15 protein-coding genes are annotated in these 18,715 nt (G+C 42.7%); 7 read left to right on the forward strand and 8 right to left on the reverse strand.

Going from position 1 to position 18,715, the window contains the following annotated elements; genetic code table 11:
- From AC5RDS_RS01380 to AC5RDS_RS01405, 6 genes are all read right to left on the reverse strand, one after another.
- A partial coding sequence (locus tag AC5RDS_RS01380; protein WP_494222184.1) for a hypothetical protein occupies nucleotides 1-190 on the reverse strand: 190 nt, incomplete at its 3' end.
- Between the two features lie 333 nt (nucleotides 191-523).
- Nucleotides 524-3,688, reverse strand: coding sequence for a UvrD-helicase domain-containing protein (locus tag AC5RDS_RS01385; protein ID WP_118113112.1), 3,165 nt, complete (start codon nucleotides 3,686-3,688; stop codon nucleotides 524-526).
- A 14-nt stretch (nucleotides 3,689-3,702) separates the two neighbouring features.
- On the reverse strand, nucleotides 3,703-4,674 hold the full coding sequence (locus AC5RDS_RS01390; RefSeq protein WP_146752595.1) for a DUF6340 family protein: 972 nt from the start codon (nucleotides 4,672-4,674) through the stop codon (nucleotides 3,703-3,705).
- Complete coding sequence (locus AC5RDS_RS01395; RefSeq protein WP_118104721.1) at nucleotides 4,644-6,722, reverse strand: polysaccharide deacetylase family protein; 2,079 nt, start codon at nucleotides 6,720-6,722, stop codon at nucleotides 4,644-4,646. The genes AC5RDS_RS01390 and AC5RDS_RS01395 overlap by 31 nt, the downstream gene beginning before the upstream one ends.
- A 42-nt stretch (nucleotides 6,723-6,764) precedes the next feature.
- On the reverse strand, nucleotides 6,765-7,511 hold the full coding sequence (gene fabG / locus AC5RDS_RS01400; RefSeq protein ID WP_013610994.1) for a 3-oxoacyl-[acyl-carrier-protein] reductase: 747 nt from the start codon (nucleotides 7,509-7,511) through the stop codon (nucleotides 6,765-6,767).
- A 115-nt stretch (nucleotides 7,512-7,626) separates the two neighbouring features.
- Entirely contained in the window at nucleotides 7,627-8,091 is a 465-nt protein-coding gene (locus AC5RDS_RS01405; protein WP_041556339.1) for an alanyl-tRNA editing protein, read from the reverse strand.
- 212 nt (nucleotides 8,092-8,303) lie between these two features.
- Here AC5RDS_RS01405 and AC5RDS_RS01410 point away from each other — a divergent pair, with 212 nt between their 5' ends.
- From AC5RDS_RS01410 to AC5RDS_RS01420, 3 genes are all read left to right on the forward strand, one after another.
- Nucleotides 8,304-9,380 carry a ParM/StbA family protein gene (locus tag AC5RDS_RS01410; protein ID WP_022160292.1) on the forward strand — a complete coding sequence of 359 codons (1,077 nt, stop codon included), beginning with the start codon at nucleotides 8,304-8,306 and terminating at the stop codon, nucleotides 9,378-9,380.
- Nucleotides 9,381-9,500: 120 nt separating this feature from the next.
- Nucleotides 9,501-10,505: a phosphate acetyltransferase gene (gene pta / locus AC5RDS_RS01415; protein WP_013610991.1), complete on the forward strand. Its 1,005-nt coding sequence runs from the start codon at nucleotides 9,501-9,503 to the stop codon at nucleotides 10,503-10,505.
- 28 nt (nucleotides 10,506-10,533) lie between these two features.
- Complete coding sequence (locus tag AC5RDS_RS01420; RefSeq protein ID WP_013610990.1) at nucleotides 10,534-11,727, forward strand: acetate/propionate family kinase; 1,194 nt, start codon at nucleotides 10,534-10,536, stop codon at nucleotides 11,725-11,727.
- A 206-nt stretch (nucleotides 11,728-11,933) separates the two neighbouring features.
- Here AC5RDS_RS01420 and AC5RDS_RS01425 read toward each other — a convergent pair whose 3' ends face one another.
- Complete coding sequence (locus tag AC5RDS_RS01425; protein ID WP_118104719.1) at nucleotides 11,934-12,632, reverse strand: hypothetical protein; 699 nt, start codon at nucleotides 12,630-12,632, stop codon at nucleotides 11,934-11,936.
- A gap of 167 nt (nucleotides 12,633-12,799) precedes the next feature.
- On the opposite strand from AC5RDS_RS01425, the gene AC5RDS_RS01430 reads away from it, so the two are divergent.
- From AC5RDS_RS01430 to AC5RDS_RS01445, 4 genes are all read left to right on the forward strand, one after another.
- Nucleotides 12,800-14,113: an anaerobic C4-dicarboxylate transporter family protein gene (locus AC5RDS_RS01430; RefSeq protein WP_217774189.1), complete on the forward strand. Its 1,314-nt coding sequence runs from the start codon at nucleotides 12,800-12,802 to the stop codon at nucleotides 14,111-14,113.
- 29 nt (nucleotides 14,114-14,142) lie between these two features.
- Nucleotides 14,143-15,204 carry an L-asparaginase 2 gene (ansB, locus tag AC5RDS_RS01435; protein WP_013610987.1) on the forward strand — a complete coding sequence of 354 codons (1,062 nt, stop codon included), beginning with the start codon at nucleotides 14,143-14,145 and terminating at the stop codon, nucleotides 15,202-15,204.
- 11 nt (nucleotides 15,205-15,215) lie between these two features.
- On the forward strand, nucleotides 15,216-16,397 hold the full coding sequence (locus AC5RDS_RS01440) for a porin (protein ID WP_013610986.1): 1,182 nt from the start codon (nucleotides 15,216-15,218) through the stop codon (nucleotides 16,395-16,397).
- A 95-nt stretch (nucleotides 16,398-16,492) separates the two neighbouring features.
- Nucleotides 16,493-17,668: a porin gene (locus AC5RDS_RS01445; RefSeq protein WP_087382889.1), complete on the forward strand. Its 1,176-nt coding sequence runs from the start codon at nucleotides 16,493-16,495 to the stop codon at nucleotides 17,666-17,668.
- On the opposite strand, the gene AC5RDS_RS01450 is transcribed toward AC5RDS_RS01445, so the two are convergent.
- On the reverse strand, nucleotides 17,663-18,712 hold the full coding sequence (locus AC5RDS_RS01450) for an alcohol dehydrogenase (protein WP_013610984.1): 1,050 nt from the start codon (nucleotides 18,710-18,712) through the stop codon (nucleotides 17,663-17,665). The genes AC5RDS_RS01445 and AC5RDS_RS01450 overlap by 6 nt on opposite strands.
- Between the last annotated feature and the right edge of the window lie 3 nt (nucleotides 18,713-18,715).

Consider the following 18,715-nt stretch of genomic DNA (forward strand, 5'->3'; position numbering starts at 1 on the left):
CAAGGAGGTTTATACGCAAACCATGCTGATGGCAAGGCATCAGAAAATAGCTAAACTCTTTGACGAAGAATTTTGGGGTACGCAATGACGAAGTCAGGAGGTTCAATTTTTTTCTTTTTATTCCGATTTCGGGTTCTGTGTCGTCAGACACCACCGGTCGGGCATTCGGAGAATCTAACCGGACCCTCATTCCTGCTCCAAAGGTCTTCCGGCACAAAACCCGGCATCTACCGTTAGCGTAAACCGGCAAAGAAAGGATAAGGAAAATTTACAGAATAAAAACACCGGATCATCTCTATCGAAGTATGGATAGCTGAGCTACTTTATCAGAATAATTTCCTGTAAGGCATTGATTTTGAAACCAATTTTACTACAAGAGATCGGAAAACCTCTGTTTCGTTGAAATTTATGGTTTCCAAGTCCGGTGGTGTCTGACAGAAACGTAACGTAAAGTTTTTTATACAACTGCCAAAGTTTTTTGTCTAACTCTTAGGGTTCGCTTCAGTATCGAGACAGCTTGTTTTTATACCTGTACGATTTTACCGGACTTTACATACCATACATACCCCTCTACTTCTTTAAATCCCATTTTCCGTAAGGTATTACAATAAAAACCGACCTGTTTCAAATATTTATTTTCCTCACTTTGTCCGAATTTATAATCGATGATACGGACTACCGAACCGTTGAAAATAATTCGGTCCGGACGGGTTTTCCTGCCTCCGGGAAATAAAATATCCCTCTCATTCATAATATTATTTTCGGGTCCGAACCATTCAGAAGCTTGTGGGTTGGAAATATATGCTTCGATCTTCGCACAGTAAGCCTCCTTTTCCCGGATAGAAATCAATCCCTCCAAATAGGCTTGTTGAACAGCCTGTGACACATCCCCGGCATACCGGATGTGTTTAAAAATTTCATGCAATAATTTTCCTTCGTCGATCGCCGAAAGAGAAGCTTGCTGAGGCTCGGTATAGTCCCGGAATTTGTACTTGATACTGATTCTTTCTCCCGGTTGAAAAACCGGATAATTCTGAAGAGTAACAGAAGTCTGACCTGCTCCGGCTTTTGAAGGGAAACACTGTTTTTCTCCCAATGCGACCTGCATAGTTGCATTATCCACTAATTCGGTTTCAGCTAATACACTATAAATAAAAGCTCCGATATCCGACATCGAGATGCTACCGTCTTTATTGATTTTGGGAGAGTACGGACGTACATAAAGCTCGGTCTTGGCACGCGTCAGGGCAACATATAACAAGTTCAGGTTATCGATATAGGCTTTCAGGTGTTCGTCCAGGTAATCTTTTTTAAAGATGGTGTTCGTTAACTTGGAGGAATAGTTCAATGGAGCATAGTCTAATTGATTGAATCCTTGTTCGTTATTCATACACCAAATTCGTCTGACGGGCCGGACACTATCCAGTTCCCAGCTACAGAACGGCAAAAGTACGAATTCAAATTCCAGTCCCTTGGATTTGTGGATAGTTAAAATACGCACTGCATCGACTTCTTCGGAAGTGGTCAGTACTCTTTTACCCTGCTCTTTCTCCCACCAATCCAGAAATAAAGTTATACTATTGGAGTTATTGGTTTCATATTCATATATAATATCTTGAAACGCAATCAAATAAGGAATTTCTTCCCGTTTCTTACGAAGTGAAAATTTATCCAGAATAGTTTCAATCGTCTCATATAAGGAATAAGACATGATTTTATTTTTATCCAATTCAAAATCAGTTCCTAAGACCTCGAATAATTCTTTTTCCCCTATTCCGGAAAAAATATCGTGCAAATCCGGATTGTTCTCATCCTGAATAAAAACCCGATAAAAATAAAGAATCTGGGTCTTATTGACCATATCGCAGGGATCTACCATATATTTCAGAATGGCGATGATAAATTGTATATAGGGAGACGACCAGACGTACAACGAATCATTTGAGATAAAACCGATCGGCCGGTCAGCTGTCTTATTGTATTCCATCAGAAAATCGGCAACCAGCGCACCTTCCTTCCCACCCCTCACCAAAATAACGATATCTTTTAACTGTCCTCCCCTTTGCCGGATATCCCGAATGATTGCGATCAGGTCTGCCAGGATTATATTCTCCCCCCCTTCTGCCTTTTTGTCGGGGCCGAACACAATATCGACATATCCTTTTTTCTTTTTCCGGGGAATCTGTTGAAGTCCCTGATAAGCTTCAGCTATCGTTTTTTCCTTTACTTCCCCACCTGCATCGGCAATGTATAGATCGGTCAGCATACCGACTGCTTTCTCAAAGAAGGTATTATTGAAATTTACGATTTCAGGGGCACTACGCCAGTTATTTTTTAAAATGACGGTATTCACTCCCAAGCTGCTGAATTGCCGCTCTACCTCGTTGGCCAGCAGACTCCAATCTCCGTTTCGCCAACGGTAGATACTTTGCTTGACATCTCCCACAATCATAGTCCGGCACCCTTCCGATAAACTGTTTACCACCAGGGGGCGGAAATTTTTCCATTGCATCCCCGAAGTATCCTGAAATTCGTCGATCATCAGATGCTTATAATAATTCCCACACTTTTCAAATAAAAACGACGTATCGTTATCTGCAATCAGCATATTCAGAATATGCGTCGTATCACTCAGCAACATGAGCCCTTTCTCGTCACAATAGGCCCTAACCTCCTGATAAAGGTCATTTAAAATCCCCAACTGGTACAAATTATCGGACAGCATCCGGGCTGACAAATAATAGCTGTAATCCTGGTCGAACCGATTCAGAATATCCTGCAGGAGTTGCATAAGCCGGGGGCATATAGACCCGATGGTTGCTTTGCGGGGAGAAGTTTTGGTTACCCACGCCGCACTATCCTGAGCTCCCTTTCTTACGGTAGCCGTCGGTTCGTCGAAATTCCCGGCAACCAGTTTATAAAAATAAGATACACATCCTGCCTTTCCACCTTTAAAGTCGGTTTGTTCAAGCCCTTCGCTCCGGATCAATCCGATCGCTTCCTGTCCGATAGCAGCCTGCCGGCTTTCGTAAGCTTGAACGGTAGCGGTCAAAAAAGAGCGGTAATTCTTCAAAAATTCCTTATCACTGAATTTATCCAGAATATGCTTGTCAAAAAGCATGTAGTTCTCTTTGAACAGTTCTTCACCGAGCTCGGCTATTTTTGATTTGATACTCCACGATTTTCCCTCTTCTACATTACTACTCATCAATTCACTGATCCAATTTTTCAATCCCGGATTGTCTTTCACCTGTTGCATGACTTTGTCGACAGCTTTGAGCAATACAAAATCACTATCCAATTCTACATTATAGCCCGGAAAGATGCCCAATTCCCTGGTAAAAGCTTTGATAATGCGTTGAAAAAAACGATCGATCGTCGTCACTGCCAATCGTCCGTAATCATGCAATAACATTGTACGAAGCAAAACAGCTCTGTTTTTCAATTGCTCGTCGGTAAATCCGAATTCCTGCTTCAAGGCCTCTCCGTAATCACTTGTTTTCCCGTCTGCCAAACGATGCAGTTCATTGATAATACGCGACTTCATCTCTTCGGTGGCCTTATTGGTGAAGGTCACGGCTAAAATATTCTTATATTCAGCAGGAGAAGCAAAAATCGTCCTGAAATATTCCAGGGTCAGGGCAAAAGTCTTTCCTGCTCCAGCCGAAGCTTTATAAATATCTAACATATACTTTTCTGTTTTTAAGGCTCGGCAGGCAAAGTTTGTCGATCCAGAATTTCCATCTCTGTAATTCTCCGGCAAATGATTTCGAGATAATCTTTCAGGTAATTCACTTCTTCCCCTTTTAGCTTATTCTCTTCTGCCAGCTTCCGGCATTCCGATAAAATATCTCTTGCCTGTTCGAAATCTCCGGCATTTTCATACAACCATCCCAAATTAATCCCGGCCTGGACAGCTGTTTTAGGCGTCAATTTTAAGGCACCGGTCCATATATTGAATGCCTCTTCGCTATCACCATGCCTCAAAAAAGTATCCCCCAGCCGCAACACTTTCCCGGAAGTATACACTCTTCGCTGTGTTTTTTGCCACGAAGGAACCAAATGCCGGCCTGAAATCATTCCTGCTTCCCAAAAACTATTGCGGATACATTCCGGTATGTTATCGAACTCCCCGAGTTTTTCCTGATCCAGTTTAAAAGAGATCTTCACAGAATCGACCGGTTCGCCTTGTTCTTTATCGTACAACCGGGTAAACCAAATGGTATTTATCTCTCCTCCAGGATCTGCGTTATCATAATACTGTAGTTCTATGGATAAGAGGTAGTCCACGTGAAAATTCCGGCACATATTCATTATACTATCCGGAGCGAAAGGGGGCGGAGTAGAGGATTGGTTCCAATAGCCCATTTCCTGTTCTTTTAAACATATTATAGCATCTTTGTACCCCGAAGTTTCCCAGATAAATTTCACCCCTTCACAGAAATCTTCAAATAAATACTCCCGGTCTAATTCAGGAATATTCTTCATAAAAGTCAATATACTGTTTTCGTTGCGGATGTTTCTTTCTAGCAAAGCCAGTTTTTTTCCTTGTTCGATATGAAAACCGGCAGGTTGAAGTATCTCGATCGATAAGGTGCGATAGGTGGTACACGAACACAGGGTGGCCCCCCAAAGGCCCAAAATCAACCGGCGAAAAATTTTAGTAAAAACCATTCCATGCATAATAGCAAAAGTATTATCAACCCTAATATTTTTATCTCACTGAGGTCTGAAAATCCCGTTTCACTTTTGTATTCGGATATATATCTGTCATTTGAATTCAATTCATTCGTCAATCGGACCATATCCCGTACACTTACCGACTCCCCTCCGGTATGCCGGGCTATTTCTTTGAGTAAGGACAGATCGGCCACTAAACGATTCAATTCCGGATTATGGCTCTTCACATAAAAAATTCCCTTTTTGGTGAATCGTTCTCCTTTCAAATCTGTACTCAGACGAAAATTGTACTCTCCGGCCTGCAGGTTACCCAAAGTCATTCTATATTTTTCCCCGTTCCGATTGAAAAGATAGTTATACGTTTTCCCGCCAATATTTAATTCCATCTTTAGATCAGGAGTATTAATAAGTTCATAACTATCGTTATACAACTCTACATTAATCACAATCTCTTCCGACTCTTCGTAGAGAGGTTCAATGTCATCCACCAAGCGTTCCGTTCCCTGACGGGTAGTCAGATAACCCACAATTTTATTGATCAGCGTGTTGAACGGTTCGTGATTACCATTTTCCTGATAGGAATATAATCGCCATTTCCAAAGACCTTCTCCCCAAAAATAAGAAATTTTTTGTCCATTCAAATCATAAAAACCAAGAATTCCATTCGAAGTAGGTGTATTTTTAATTTTCTGACTGAATAAAATTTTCCCAGCACCGGTGTTGATCTCTCCAAAAGGTACGATTATAGGAGGGTAATCCTTATAAGCCGCTTTTTCCGTCTCCGAGAATTCGAAATAGGAAAATTGTTCATTGATCTGTAAAGAGGCATATTCGGTTTGATCGGCACTAATATCGGAAGTGTATAAATTTTGGAGTTTGGAGAAACCAGCGATACATTCGGGCGTAGTCAATATATACCAAACCGACAATTTTCTGCGGTTTATTTCCTGCATCAATTGCTGATAGCCTGTACTATGCGGATCAGGATTATGCAAGATAACCAGATTAGCATTCAGACTATCCAGCGGTTCTTCCCAGCGATAAAGTTTACATCGGTATATACCGGATACACCGACTGCATTCTTAATTGCAGCAATATCCGGATGTGGAGCAGTGGTATAAATAGCAACTTTAGCAGAATTATCTATAATATTCATCCAGGTTTCTATCCGGTTGTTTTCATAAGTACGTTCCACCCTATCGTTTTCCAGTTCGACACTATACCGGAATATTCCTTTTTTCGGAGCTTCTACTTCGAAGGAGACTTCCTGAAAAAAATAATCTTGTCCAATAGTTAAAATCTGTCGGGCAATGACCTGATCATTTTGTTTTAAACTGCATTTTACCTGGCTTCCTTTCTGTTTTATGGCACCGACTTCGACTTTTATCGGAAAAATAGTATTTACAAAATTGAATTTATCCGTTTCCACATTCCGGATATAGACATCGGGATAAGCAACGGTATCCCCCAAAGCAACGGTATAGACCGGAAAATCAGGTGTTTTGTATTTCGGATTCACACCGGTATTGTAGATCCCGTCGGAGAATAAAATCATAGCCGCCGGGCGGCGGACGATAAAATGCTGGTCGGTATAGTCGAATACTGCTGAGATATTCGTGTATTGTTCCGAGAAATCGTATTCATCGTTTTGACGGATCGAAGCTCCGAAAGTTAAAGGAACGATATCGAACTTGCTTTTCAAAGCCTTGCTCATCTTTTCTAAAGATGCCTTGTATTCATTCCGATAGTACAAGGAATCCTTCGTTTTTATCAGAGAAGCAGAATTATCCTGAGCCAAGACCAGCAAAGGTTTCTCTTTCGTCTTTTCGACCCACGAAAAAGCAGGATTTAAAAGTAAAGCAAGTAAAGTAAAAATGACAATAAAACGAAGCCCGGAAATAAGCAGGGCCATTCCTTTAGAAATATCCGGTAATTTTGAAAGTTTCCTGAATTTAAGCCAGGCAATAACAAACGACAAACCTGCAATAGGCAAAAGCCATGCCATAGAATACTCAAATACCACCCCGAACCGCTTTAGCATACCCCGAAGCAGCGTTTTTTCTGCTTCGGAGCATCACCTATATTACATATTCATACCGCCGCAAACATGGATCACTTGTCCGGTAACATATCTGGACATATCCGAAGCCAGGAAGGTACATACATCGGCAATATCCTCAGGCGTACCTCCTCTTCTCAAAGGAATTTTAGCGGCCCATTCTTTACGCACATCTTCGGGCAACTGTGCCGTCATATCTGTAATGATAAATCCCGGAGCAACGGCATTGGCCCGGATATTTCTGGATCCCAATTCTTTGGCCACACTCTTGGTAAAACCGATAATACCGGCTTTGGAAGCAGAATAGTTCGCCTGTCCGGCATTTCCGCTCACGCCGACAACAGAGCTCATGCTGATAATCGAACCGCTTTTCTGTTTCAGCATGATAGCCGATACGGCTTTGGTAAAATTAAATACAGATTTCAGGTTGACATTGATAACGGCATCCCATTGTTCTTCCGTCATTCTCATCAACAAAGTATCTTTAGTAATACCGGCGTTGTTCACTAAAATATCGATCCGGCCGAATTCTTTTGCAATCTCTTCTACAGTAGCGGCAGTCTGGGCAAAATCAGCAGCATTGGAGGCATACATTTTAGCTTTCACTCCACAAGCTTCGATTTCTTTTTCAGTAGCCTGTGCATTCTCGTCATATCTCAAATCCGTAAAAGCAATATTTGCACCTTGTTTGGCAAATGCCAGAGCCACCGCTTTCCCAATACCTCTGGAAGCACCGGTAATCAGTGCTGTCTTTCCTTCTAATAACTTCATAATAACAGTTTTACTTCAACTATAATTAATTAGACTTTTAACCGTCGTAACGATTAATTAAATTTTAAACCACAAAGATAATGAAACAAATGAAATGCCGAAAAAATAGACCGGATTAAAGCTCCAGTTTGAATCTTAAACGCAGACGGTTCGATTCAAAATCCCAGGATATAATCTTAAACTTTCCAATTTCGGCAGTCGTACCGACATGTTGTCCGATACAAGCACAAGTGTCGTACTCTCCGATCTTTACAATCCGTAAAGTAGCACTGGCATCCTCAGGAAGTTTACTCAGATCCACCCCTTCAGGCACCTCTTCCCGGGTAACAAAACAAGTAGTGACAGGTAAATCTTGTCCGATCACTTCGTTCACTCTGTTTTCTATTTCTGTGATCATTTCCGCAGTTGGCTCGACGGATAAAATATAATCGCATTTTGATTTTTTTCGTTCGATATGCGTATTTTTCGAACGTTCACAGCCGAACATCCGGATCATAGTCTGATTCAGTATATGCTCTGCCGTATGCATAGGAGGATACTCCTGTTTGTTGTGGCCGTTGAGTTGTATTTCTTGTTCCATATAGTTTTTTAGTAGAGACAAATATAGGTGTTTTTATATTTACGACATAAGAACAAAAGAACATATTTTTCTTAAATAATAGTCTGCATTTTTAAAGAAATCATTTTTTTAACGATTTTTGGATATAAAACACCCTCCATTCAAATATTTTATATAGATTTGTACGTGTTTGTGTGTAATTGAAATGTTAAAACCTAAAATAATCATTTTATATGTTGAAGTCTTACAATTTTCCTAGCGTATATGAAGCGACTAATCAGGAACTTGCTAACGTTGCAGAAAATATACTGGATGGGATAAAGATCAATCTCGATGATACGGATTACATCGTCGGTAACCTGGCACTGGTCGAAGGCTATTCTCCACATAAGAGTATCAATGCAGCCCCGACAGACGAAGAGTATAAATTATTGAGTGAAGCCAGTTTGTTGCTTACCCAACCGAAAGGAGAAGAGGAAATCTATCTGACGACAGGATTCCCGTTCGCAACTTATATACTCTACCGGGATAAAGCGATGGAAGTCTTACAAGGACGACATATTATCAATTACGATGCTTCCACTTTCGGTGGTCCGAATACAACCAAACGTGAAGTGAACGTAGGTAAAGTCGAGATTATTCCTGAAATCATGGGATGTACGACAGCAATCCGCGAGGGGAACCTGCAAGAAAAAGAAAACTTTTTTATCGTCAGCCTCGGATACGGCACCTGCGAAGCCGTCGTTTCGACAAGAGCCGGACTGATCAACCGTTCAGCCGTCAGTACACACGGTATCCGTCATGCCGTAAATTTATTGGCCAATGAGCTCAGTAAAAATTTCTATCTGAACCTCAAAACAGAACACCAGATAGATGTAGCTTTCCAAAAAGGAAATATCACTGTAAACCGGGTTAAACACAACATATTGGATATACGTGAAAAAGTATTGAAAATGTACTATAATGAAATCGTCGCTCCTAACTTAAGAAAAGCATTTATAGACGATGATTTCAATAAATGTACGAAAATGTATTTAGTCGGTGGTGGTGCTTTGTATCCTGAACTGGTCGATTGCTTCAAAGAAGAATTCGGCGATATCGTATCGGTCAATGTATATCCTGAACCGGAGAAATGTGCTTCTCAGGGGTATTGTCTGAACTCTAAAATCAAATCTTCCGTCGCCCGTTCGAATATCCCGCATAATATTGAAGCGGAAGAAATTAAGATATTCAGAAATCCTCAGCTAGCTGTCGGTATCGATATAGGCAATGCGAATACTTGTGTCACCATCTACAAAGAAGGGGAATAAGCCAAAATTCGAATTCGATATAAAGAGTTGACCTTTTAAAGGCAACTCTTTTTCTTTTTTAGTTATTTTATTCCTACTTTTGCAAACGTTTAAAAGAAACTGGATAAAAAATACAATACAATGGAACTTTTAGAACAAATCAAAGAAAATGCCAAAAAACAGTGTAAAACAATTGTTCTCCCGGAAGGTACAGAAGAACGGACGATTCAGGCAGCAGACCAGATTATCGGAGAAGGGATCGCTAAGATTATCCTGATCGGTAATCCGGCCGAAATACAGGCTTTAGCTCAAAAACACAATCTGAAAAACATCGGCAAAGCTACCGTTATCGATCCGGAATCACATGCCAAAAAAGAACAATATGCCGATTTATTGGTAGAGCTGCGTAAAAGTAAAGGAATGACCAGAGAACAAGCTTTAAAACTGGTTACAGATCCCCTTTACCTGGCGACTTTGATGATTAAGAGCGGAGATGCAGACGGAGAAGTTGCCGGTGCTAAAAATGCAACGGGCGATGTTTTACGTCCTGCTCTGCAAATTGTAAAGACTTTACCGGGGATTTCCGTCGTTTCAGGTGCCTTCTTGTTGCTGACCAACAAACCCGAATATGGTGAAAACGGTTTAATTGTTTGTGCTGACTGTGCAGTACTTCCTAATCCGACAGCAGAAGAACTGGCACAAATTGCGGTATCTACAGCCGGAACAGCCCGTGCCATTGCCAAAATCGAGCCCCGGGTAGCTATGTTGAGTTTCTCGACAAAAGGTTCTGCCAAAAATGAATTGGTCGACAAAGTGGTAAAAGCAACAGAACTGGCCAAACAAATGGCTCCGGACGTTATGATCGACGGAGAAATGCAGGCCGATGCAGCGCTGGTTCCTTCCGTAGGGGCAAGCAAAGCTCCGGGTAGCCCTGTCGCCGGCAAAGCCAATGTTTTGATTTTCCCTAGTCTGGAAGTTGGAAATATCAGTTATAAATTAGTACAACGTATCGCCGGTATCGAAGCTGTAGGTCCTGTACTTCAGGGGATGGCCGCTCCTATCAACGACCTGTCCAGAGGTTGTTCTGTCAGTGATATCGTCAATCTGGTAGCGATCACAGTAAATCAGGCCGCCGGAATAAATTAACGGAATAAAAACGTTTAATAAAATAGAAATGAATGTTTTAGTATTAAACTGCGGTAGTTCGTCCATCAAGTATCAATTACTGAATATGGATGCAGTACCTGTCGTGCTCGCCAAAGGTATTGTAGAAAAAATCGGTTTGACTTACGGTAGTTTTACTTATAAACCGGAAGGTAAAGACAAAGTAGTCGCCGAGCAACCGATTATGGATCATAGTGTCGGTATGGATCTGATCCTGAAAGCATTGGTTCATCCTGATCATGGAGTATTGAAATCTCTGAACGAAATCGATGCTGTCGGCCATCGTGTTGCACACGGAGGTGAATATTTCTCCGAGAGCGTGAAAATCGACGATGAAGCCAAAGCTAAAATCAAAGCTTTAGGTGAAATCGCTCCTCTGCACAATCCGGCAAACCTGAAAGGGATCGAAACGATGGAAAAATTGCTTCCTTCCGTACCTCAGGTGGCCGTTTTCGATACTTCTTTCCATCAGACTCTGCCTAAAAAAGCTTTCATTTATGGTATTCCTTACGAATATTATGAAGAATACGGAGTCAGAAGATATGGCTTCCACGGTACTTCCCATAAATTTGTAGCAGAGAAAGCATGCCGGATCTTAGGTTGGGATATTACCGAAAAGAAAATCATCACTTGCCATTTGGGTAACGGAGCTTCGATTACGGCGATCGATAAAGGTAAATCGGTCGATACCTCGATGGGATTTACTCCTGTAGCCGGACTAGTGATGGGAACGCGGGCCGGAGATCTGGATTTGGGTGCCCTACTCTATATCTGTGAAAAAGAAGGGCTGGATCTTCCCAAAGCCAACAATTTGATTAATAAGAAATCAGGGGTTCAGGGAATCTCCGGTGTTTCTTCTGACTTCCGCGAATTGCAGGCAGCCATGGAAAAAGGCAACGAAAAAGCGGCCTTGGCTCTCGATGTCTTCTGTTACAATGTGAAGAAATATATCGGAGCTTACGCCGCAGTACTGAACGGTGTAGACTTGATTATCTTCACGGGAGGTATCGGCGAAAACGACAATCTGGTACGCTGGGAAACCTGTAAGAATATGGACTACCTTGGCATCCAGGTCGACAAACAAAAGAACGAAGTCCGGGGAAAAGATACGATTATCAGCACAGAACAATCGACTACCACGGTGATGACGGTTACTACAGATGAAGAGCTTGTGATCGCTATGGATACAGTAAGATTGAGCTAATCCTTCGGTACATACCGTTTTTACCCCTCTTGCTTATCGGCTCGGGGGGTTCATTTTAATATATTCTTTTGCCGCCGATTCCCATCTCATTTTCCGGTATCATTCAGGACCGAATTCAACTCAGACACGGAATCGGCAAAAATACAGACAAAAGAAAAACGGGATCGATAAAATCCCGTTTTCCGATATGATTTTTCTAAAAAAGCTTAGTTGATAGAAGCATCTTTTCCGCCGGTAACACGCAAAGTAGGGTAGGATACTCTCAAAGCTGTCTTATAGGTAGCTCCGATTGCAATTTCATATTCATCGTCTTTAGTAAAAGGAATATTTGTCGTTGCAGAGGGATTCTCTTTATCGGTGACAGACAACTGAACATACGGAAGCCACATATTATCTCCGAACATCATAGAAGAACTTTTGATCCGATACAATAAATAATAGGCTTCTGCATTTTCGACTTTATTCCATTCTGCAGTTACTTTACCATCAGCTCCGGAATAAGAAAATTTTGTCAGCGTAACATTTCCGATTTTTTTATCCGTACCATAAAACTGGAGTTGGCTGACTGCCGAATTGCCTTCGGCATTAAAAGCAGTAACGGTGCATAAACCTTCCTTGATCGTATCCAATGTCGGTGCTGAATAAGCATTGATCTGCATCAAAAAATTTTGGGAGCCTTCCACAGCAGAAAAAGAATAGTTTTTACCATTCAAAGAAGCTGAAGCCGACTTTATTTGTTCATTTCCCTGCACTTGAATTTGCAGCTGATAGCTGTTCCCTTCCTGAAGAATATAAGCCGGTGATGCATAAATGGCGAATTTCTTATCGTTCTTTAAACAGGAACTCATTCCCAATACTAAAGCAGCAGAAACTGCTATTAATTTCAATTTTCCTAATGTTCTCATTCTTAATTGTTTTTTGATAATAATAAAATCTTTTCCCGATATGATAAATTCGCCCGCGAAGATGTAGATTTTTTTTTAATCTTACAAGAAAATAGAGAGATATCTCCATGTAAATGAAACATTTTTGAATTATTTGTGTACAATTTGTTAGAGTATAAAAAAAGGGTATGATACTACAATTTGCTTTTGTTTTAACAGCGATCATCGTCGGTGCCCGTTTAGGAGGTATCGGTTTGGGGGTTATGGGAGGTATCGGTCTGGGAATTTTGACTTTTGTTTTCGGTTTACAACCGACAGCCCCTCCTATCGATGTGATGCTGATGATAGTTGCTGTTATTACTGCCGCTGCTTGTATGCAGGCAGCCGGAGGATTGGACCTGATGGTACGCGGAGCCGAGCACCTCTTACGGAAACGTCCCGCCCAAATCACCTTCCTAAGTCCCCTGGTGACCTATTTCTTTTCTTTTGTAGCCGGAACAGGCCATGTCGCTTATTCTGTTCTTCCGGTCATTGCCGAAGTAGCCCGGGAAACCAAAATACGCCCCGAACGTCCTTTAGGAATAGCTGTCATCGCTTCCCAGCAAGCCATTACAGCCAGTCCGATCTCTGCGGCTACCGTTGCCCTTTTGGGACTTTTAACCGGATTCAATATCTCTTTGCTCGATATCCTGATCATTACAATTCCATCCACGCTATGCGGCGTCTTTCTCGGAGCTTTGTATTCGCTAAGGGTAGGTAAAGAATTAGTCGACGATCCCGAATACCAAAGACGTCTGAAGGAAGGTTTATTAGACAACAGCCATTATGAACTCAAGGATATAGGTAATAAACATAAGGCTTTACTTTCTGTTCTTATCTTTGTGATTGCCACTGTTTTCATCGTTATCTTCGGGTCTTTCGACAACCTCCGTCCCTCTCATATTATCGATGGGAAACCGGTCACTGTCGATATGGCTTCTATTATCGAGATCCTGATGTTATCGGCTGCAGCTTTGATTTTATTATTCACGAAAGCCAACGGAATCAAAGCAGCTCAGGGTAGTGTCTTTTCGGCCGGAATGCAGGCCGTTGTCGCGATCTTCGGTATCGCTTGGATGGGTGATACTTTCTTACAAGGAAATATGACCGAACTGAAAGGATCTATCGAGGGAATAGTCACACAAATGCCTTGGTTGTTCGGGATCGCCCTGTTCATCATGTCTATCCTGTTATACAGCCAGGCCGCTACCGTCCGGGCTTTTATGCCCTTGGGGATTGCCCTGGGTATTTCACCTTTTTTGTTGATCGCCATGTTTCCGGCTGTAAACGGTTATTTCTTTATTCCCAACTACCCGACAGTTGTCGCGGCCATTAATTTCGACCGGACAGGGACCACCCGTATCGGAAAATATGTCCTGAACCACTCTTTTATGATGCCGGGACTGATCGCTACCATCACCTCCGTCATGACCGGACTGATTTTGGTACAATTCATTTTCTAAGCATTTTATTGACTTTTAAACCGAATGATATGAAAACACTTAGATTTATTTTCTTATTTGCCACACTCTTTCTGTTTTTACAGGCAGGAAGTTTCGCACAAAAACTGCCTAATATTCACATTCTGGCTACGGGAGGAACCATTGCCGGCACAGGGACCAGTACTACCGGAAGCAGTTACCGGGCCGGTCAGGTTGCGATCAACGAATTAATTTCGGCGGTACCCGAATTGAAAGAAATCGCTAACATCACCGGAGAGCAGATTGTAAAAATCGGTTCCCAGGATATGTCCGACGAAGTTTGGTTGAAACTGGCTCATTATCTGAACGAACTGCTACAAAGAAAAGAGGTGGACGGTGTAGTGATCACCCACGGCACAGATACCATGGAGGAAACGGCCTTTTTCTTAAACCTGACCGTAAAAAGCAATAAACCGGTAGTACTTGTCGGAGCGATGCGTCCGGCAACCTCATTGAGTGCCGACGGTCCGCTGAATCTCTATAATGCCGTCGTTACCGCCGGTGCTTCCGAGTCGGTCGGTCGCGGAGTGATGATCGTGATGAACGGCAGCATCCTGGGTGCCCATGCCGCCACCAAGATGAATACCATCAACGTACAAGCTTTCCAAGCCCCCAATTCCGGAGCTTTAGGGTATGTATTCAATGGAAAAGTACATTATAACCAATCGACCGATAAACTCCATACGCTCCAATCGGTATTCGATGTCACTCATCTGGATAAATTACCTAAAGTAGGTATTGTTTACAGTTATTCCAATGTCGAACCCGAAGCTTTGGATGCATTGATCACCAACAGTTACCAAGGTATCGTCCATGCCGGAGTCGGAAACGGTAATATCCATAAGAATTTGTTCGACAAATTGGTAAATGCCAGTAAACAAGGTATACTGGTGGTACGTTCCAGCCGCGTTCCGACCGGACCGACAACACTCGATGCCGAGGTAGACGATGCCAAATACGGTTTTGTGGCTTCACAGGAATTGAATCCTCAAAAAGCCCGGATACTCTTGATGCTGGCTTTGACAAAAACAAAAGATCCACAAGTCATTCAGAATTATTTTAATGCTTATTAAACCGACTCTCTATGAAAAAATGGATATTGTTATGCGGATTATGTACACTCTCCTTTCCGGCCTTGTATGCCCAACACCTGGACATGCAATCTTCCACGGATGCCGGAGGCCCCGCTTTATTCGAACGAGTAACCCGTCTCGAAAAAAAAACGGATGCCTTTAACCTGTACCTGAATATGCAGGGTAGTTTCAATGTATACTTTAATAATGGCAATGAAGAACAAACTTCTTTCCGGATGAATCAGCTCCGGATCGAAGCCAAGGGTAACATCACCGACCGGATTTATTACCGTTATCGTCAGCGTTTAAACCGGGCGAATAATGCCCAATCCTTGGACAACCTACCCACGTCGATCGATTATGCAGCCGTCGGTTTTCATGTTACCGATCAATTTTCCGTATTTGCCGGAAAACAATGTACTGCATTCGGAGGATTCGAATTCGACCTGAACCCGATCGAAGTGTATCAATACTGTGATATGCTGGAATACATGAGTAATTTTTTGACCGGAGTCGATTTTTCATATCGGCTCAACGATCGACACGATTTTCATTTTCAGGTCGTCGATTCACGGAACGGTTCGTTTAAAGAGATGTACGGAAAAGTTCCGGACAACATCGAAGCTTCGAAAGCCCCGCTCGGTTATACGTTAAACTGGAACGGCAGCATGCTGGAAGATAAGTTGAAAACACGTTGGTCTGCCTCTATCTTCCACGAAGCAAAAAAACAGAATTGGTATTATTATGCTTTGGGAACCGAAGTCAATTTAAACCGTTTTATCGGTTTTCTCGACTTTATGTATTCCTCCGAAGACCTCGACCGTACAGGTATCATTTCGGAAATTACCGCTAATGACGGATATGACACCCGGGCCCTGGACACCCGTTACCTATCTCTGGTGCTTCACCTCAACTACCGGGTTCTTCCCAAGCTGAATCTCTTTGCAAAGGGAATGTATGAAACCGCTTCAGTAGAGAAAGCCTCAGACTTACTTGCCAAGGGAAAATACCGGACTTCCTGGGGATATCTGGCCGGAATCGAATATTATCCGATGGAAGAGAACCTCCATTTCTTTCTGAATTACATCGGCCGCTCTTTCCAATATACCGACAAAGCTAAAATATTCGGAGTCGGTAATAGTAATCCACAACGTATTGAATTAGGATTAGTATACCAGCTTCCTGTATTCTGATCAAATTGTGCGGAGAAATAATCATCCTGTTCTCCGCACAATTATTATCGTGAAATGATTATTTTTGCGGCCTGTAAACCGTGAATATAAAAAATATGAATCAGATCCGATACTTTAGCCTCCTGGGGCTTTTTATTTTGTTGTGCTATGCTGCGCCGGCCTCTTTATGGGTAGATTCCCTCAAAGGACAAACCCTTTTTGAAAAGCTTTCCGGCCTTTCCAAACGCAATCGTTTGCCGCATGTCGATTTAAATACCCGGATCGCTTATCATACCGCCTTATCCAGCCAGTCTACCGAAAAATCGGCTTTTCGGGTAGATTATCTGCGTCTGGAAGTCAGTGGTGACGTCACCGACCGGATCTATTACAAATGGTTGCAGCATCTGAACCGGAGCAATACCCCCGGACAGCTCGACAATATGCCCTCTTCTATCGATTGTCTCGGTGTCGGATTCCGGATCACTCCTACCGTATCGACTTTTATCGGTAAACAATACGCCGATTTCGGAGGTTTCGAATACGATGCCAATCCGGCAGAAGTTTATGAATATTCGGACCTGGGAAATGAGATCACCTGCTTTCTGGTCGGCGCCAATCTTTGCTGGTGGCTGACACCGACCCAGGAAATCCGTTTCCAGATCGTCGACGGACATTCCGGAAAAGCCGACGACACTTACGGTCCTCTCCCTGAAAAAGTCAAAGCAGCCAAAGCCCCCCTCGGCTATACCCTAAACTGGAACGGCAATTTTCTGAACGAACATTTACTCACCCGCTGTTCTTTTTCTTTATTCCACGAAGGCGAAAAGCAAAATGTCTATTTTCTGGCTTTGGCAGCAGCCTGGGTACAGGAAAGATTCAACCTGTATTTCGATGTGATGTATTCGGCAGAAGATATAGACAAACTGGGTATTATTTCCGGCATTACCTACCGGGAAGATCAACCTGTGCGTGCACAACACAGCGGCTATCTATCTCTGGTGAGTCGTATCAATTACCGTATTTTCCCGAAACTCAACCTGTTTGCCAAAGGGATGTATGAAACGGCTGAAGTCAGAAAAAGCAACGGGCTCTTACTATCCGGAAAATACAGAACTACCTGGGGATATCAGGGTGGTATCGAATATTATCCGATGAAAGAAAATCTCCATTTCTTCGCAGCCTACCGGGGGAAACGATACACCTATACGGCTTTGGGAAAAAATTTTCAGGCTTTGGACGAACATCCTCAAACCTTCTCCCTGGGGCTGATTTATAAAATTCCTATTCTATAAATGGCCCACTTTTGAAATTATGGCCACCTTGATTACCCCATCCAGTTTGTTTTCAAAGATATGGTAAGCTTTTCCGATATCCTTCAGCGGGAATCTATGAGTAATGAGAGGAGTCGTATCTATTTTCCCTTCCTCGATTAACCGGAGGATCTCGGCACAATCACAACCGTCAACTCCACCGGTTTTGAAGATCAGGTTCTTACCATACATATCGGGTAAAGGAAGAAGTTGGGGTTTATCGTAAAGAGCTACGATAGTGATAATGGCATTGGGACGGGCACAATCCCATGCCAAACGGAAGGTGTCCGCCCCTCCCGCCACCTCCAACACCACATCGGCTCCACCATGCTCACTGTTTTGAAGTACGAAATTTTTGCAGTCTTCCGGTGTAGTTACCTCTACCTCCGGATAATATTCCTGAATAAAACGGATTCGCTCAGGAGATTTTTCACAAACGATAATACGTTTTGGATGTTTTAGCAGAGTACAAAGTAAGGTACAGACTCCGGTAGGACCGGCACCGATAATAAGGACGGTATCCTCCCGGGAAATCTCCGAAATGCGGGAAGCCCAAAAACCCGTAGCCAGCACATCGCCGACAAACAAAGCCTGTTCGTCACTAACGGTATCGGGAATACGGTTCAATCCCCGGTCGGCATAAGGAACCCGCACATATTCGGCCTGCCCTCCATCGATACGACACCCTAAAGCCCATCCTCCGTCCGGATCGGTGCAATTATTTACATATCCCCGTCTGCAGAAAAAACATTCCCCGCAAAATGTCTCGACATTTACAGTGACCCTGTCTCCGGGCTTGACCGAACCGACATCAATACCGATCTCTTCTACGATACCCACCATTTCGTGCCCGACTGTTATTCCGGGTAGAGCCCGGGGGACACTGCCGTGTTTTATGTGCAGATCACTGGTACAAATACTGCTAAGCGTTACACGTACAATAGCATCACGCGAATCTTTTATTTGCGGTCTCTGCTTTTCCAGTAATTCGAATTTCCCTTGTTCAATATAGGTGTATGCCAGCATAAT

This window comes from Odoribacter sp. (genome assembly GCF_985060555.1).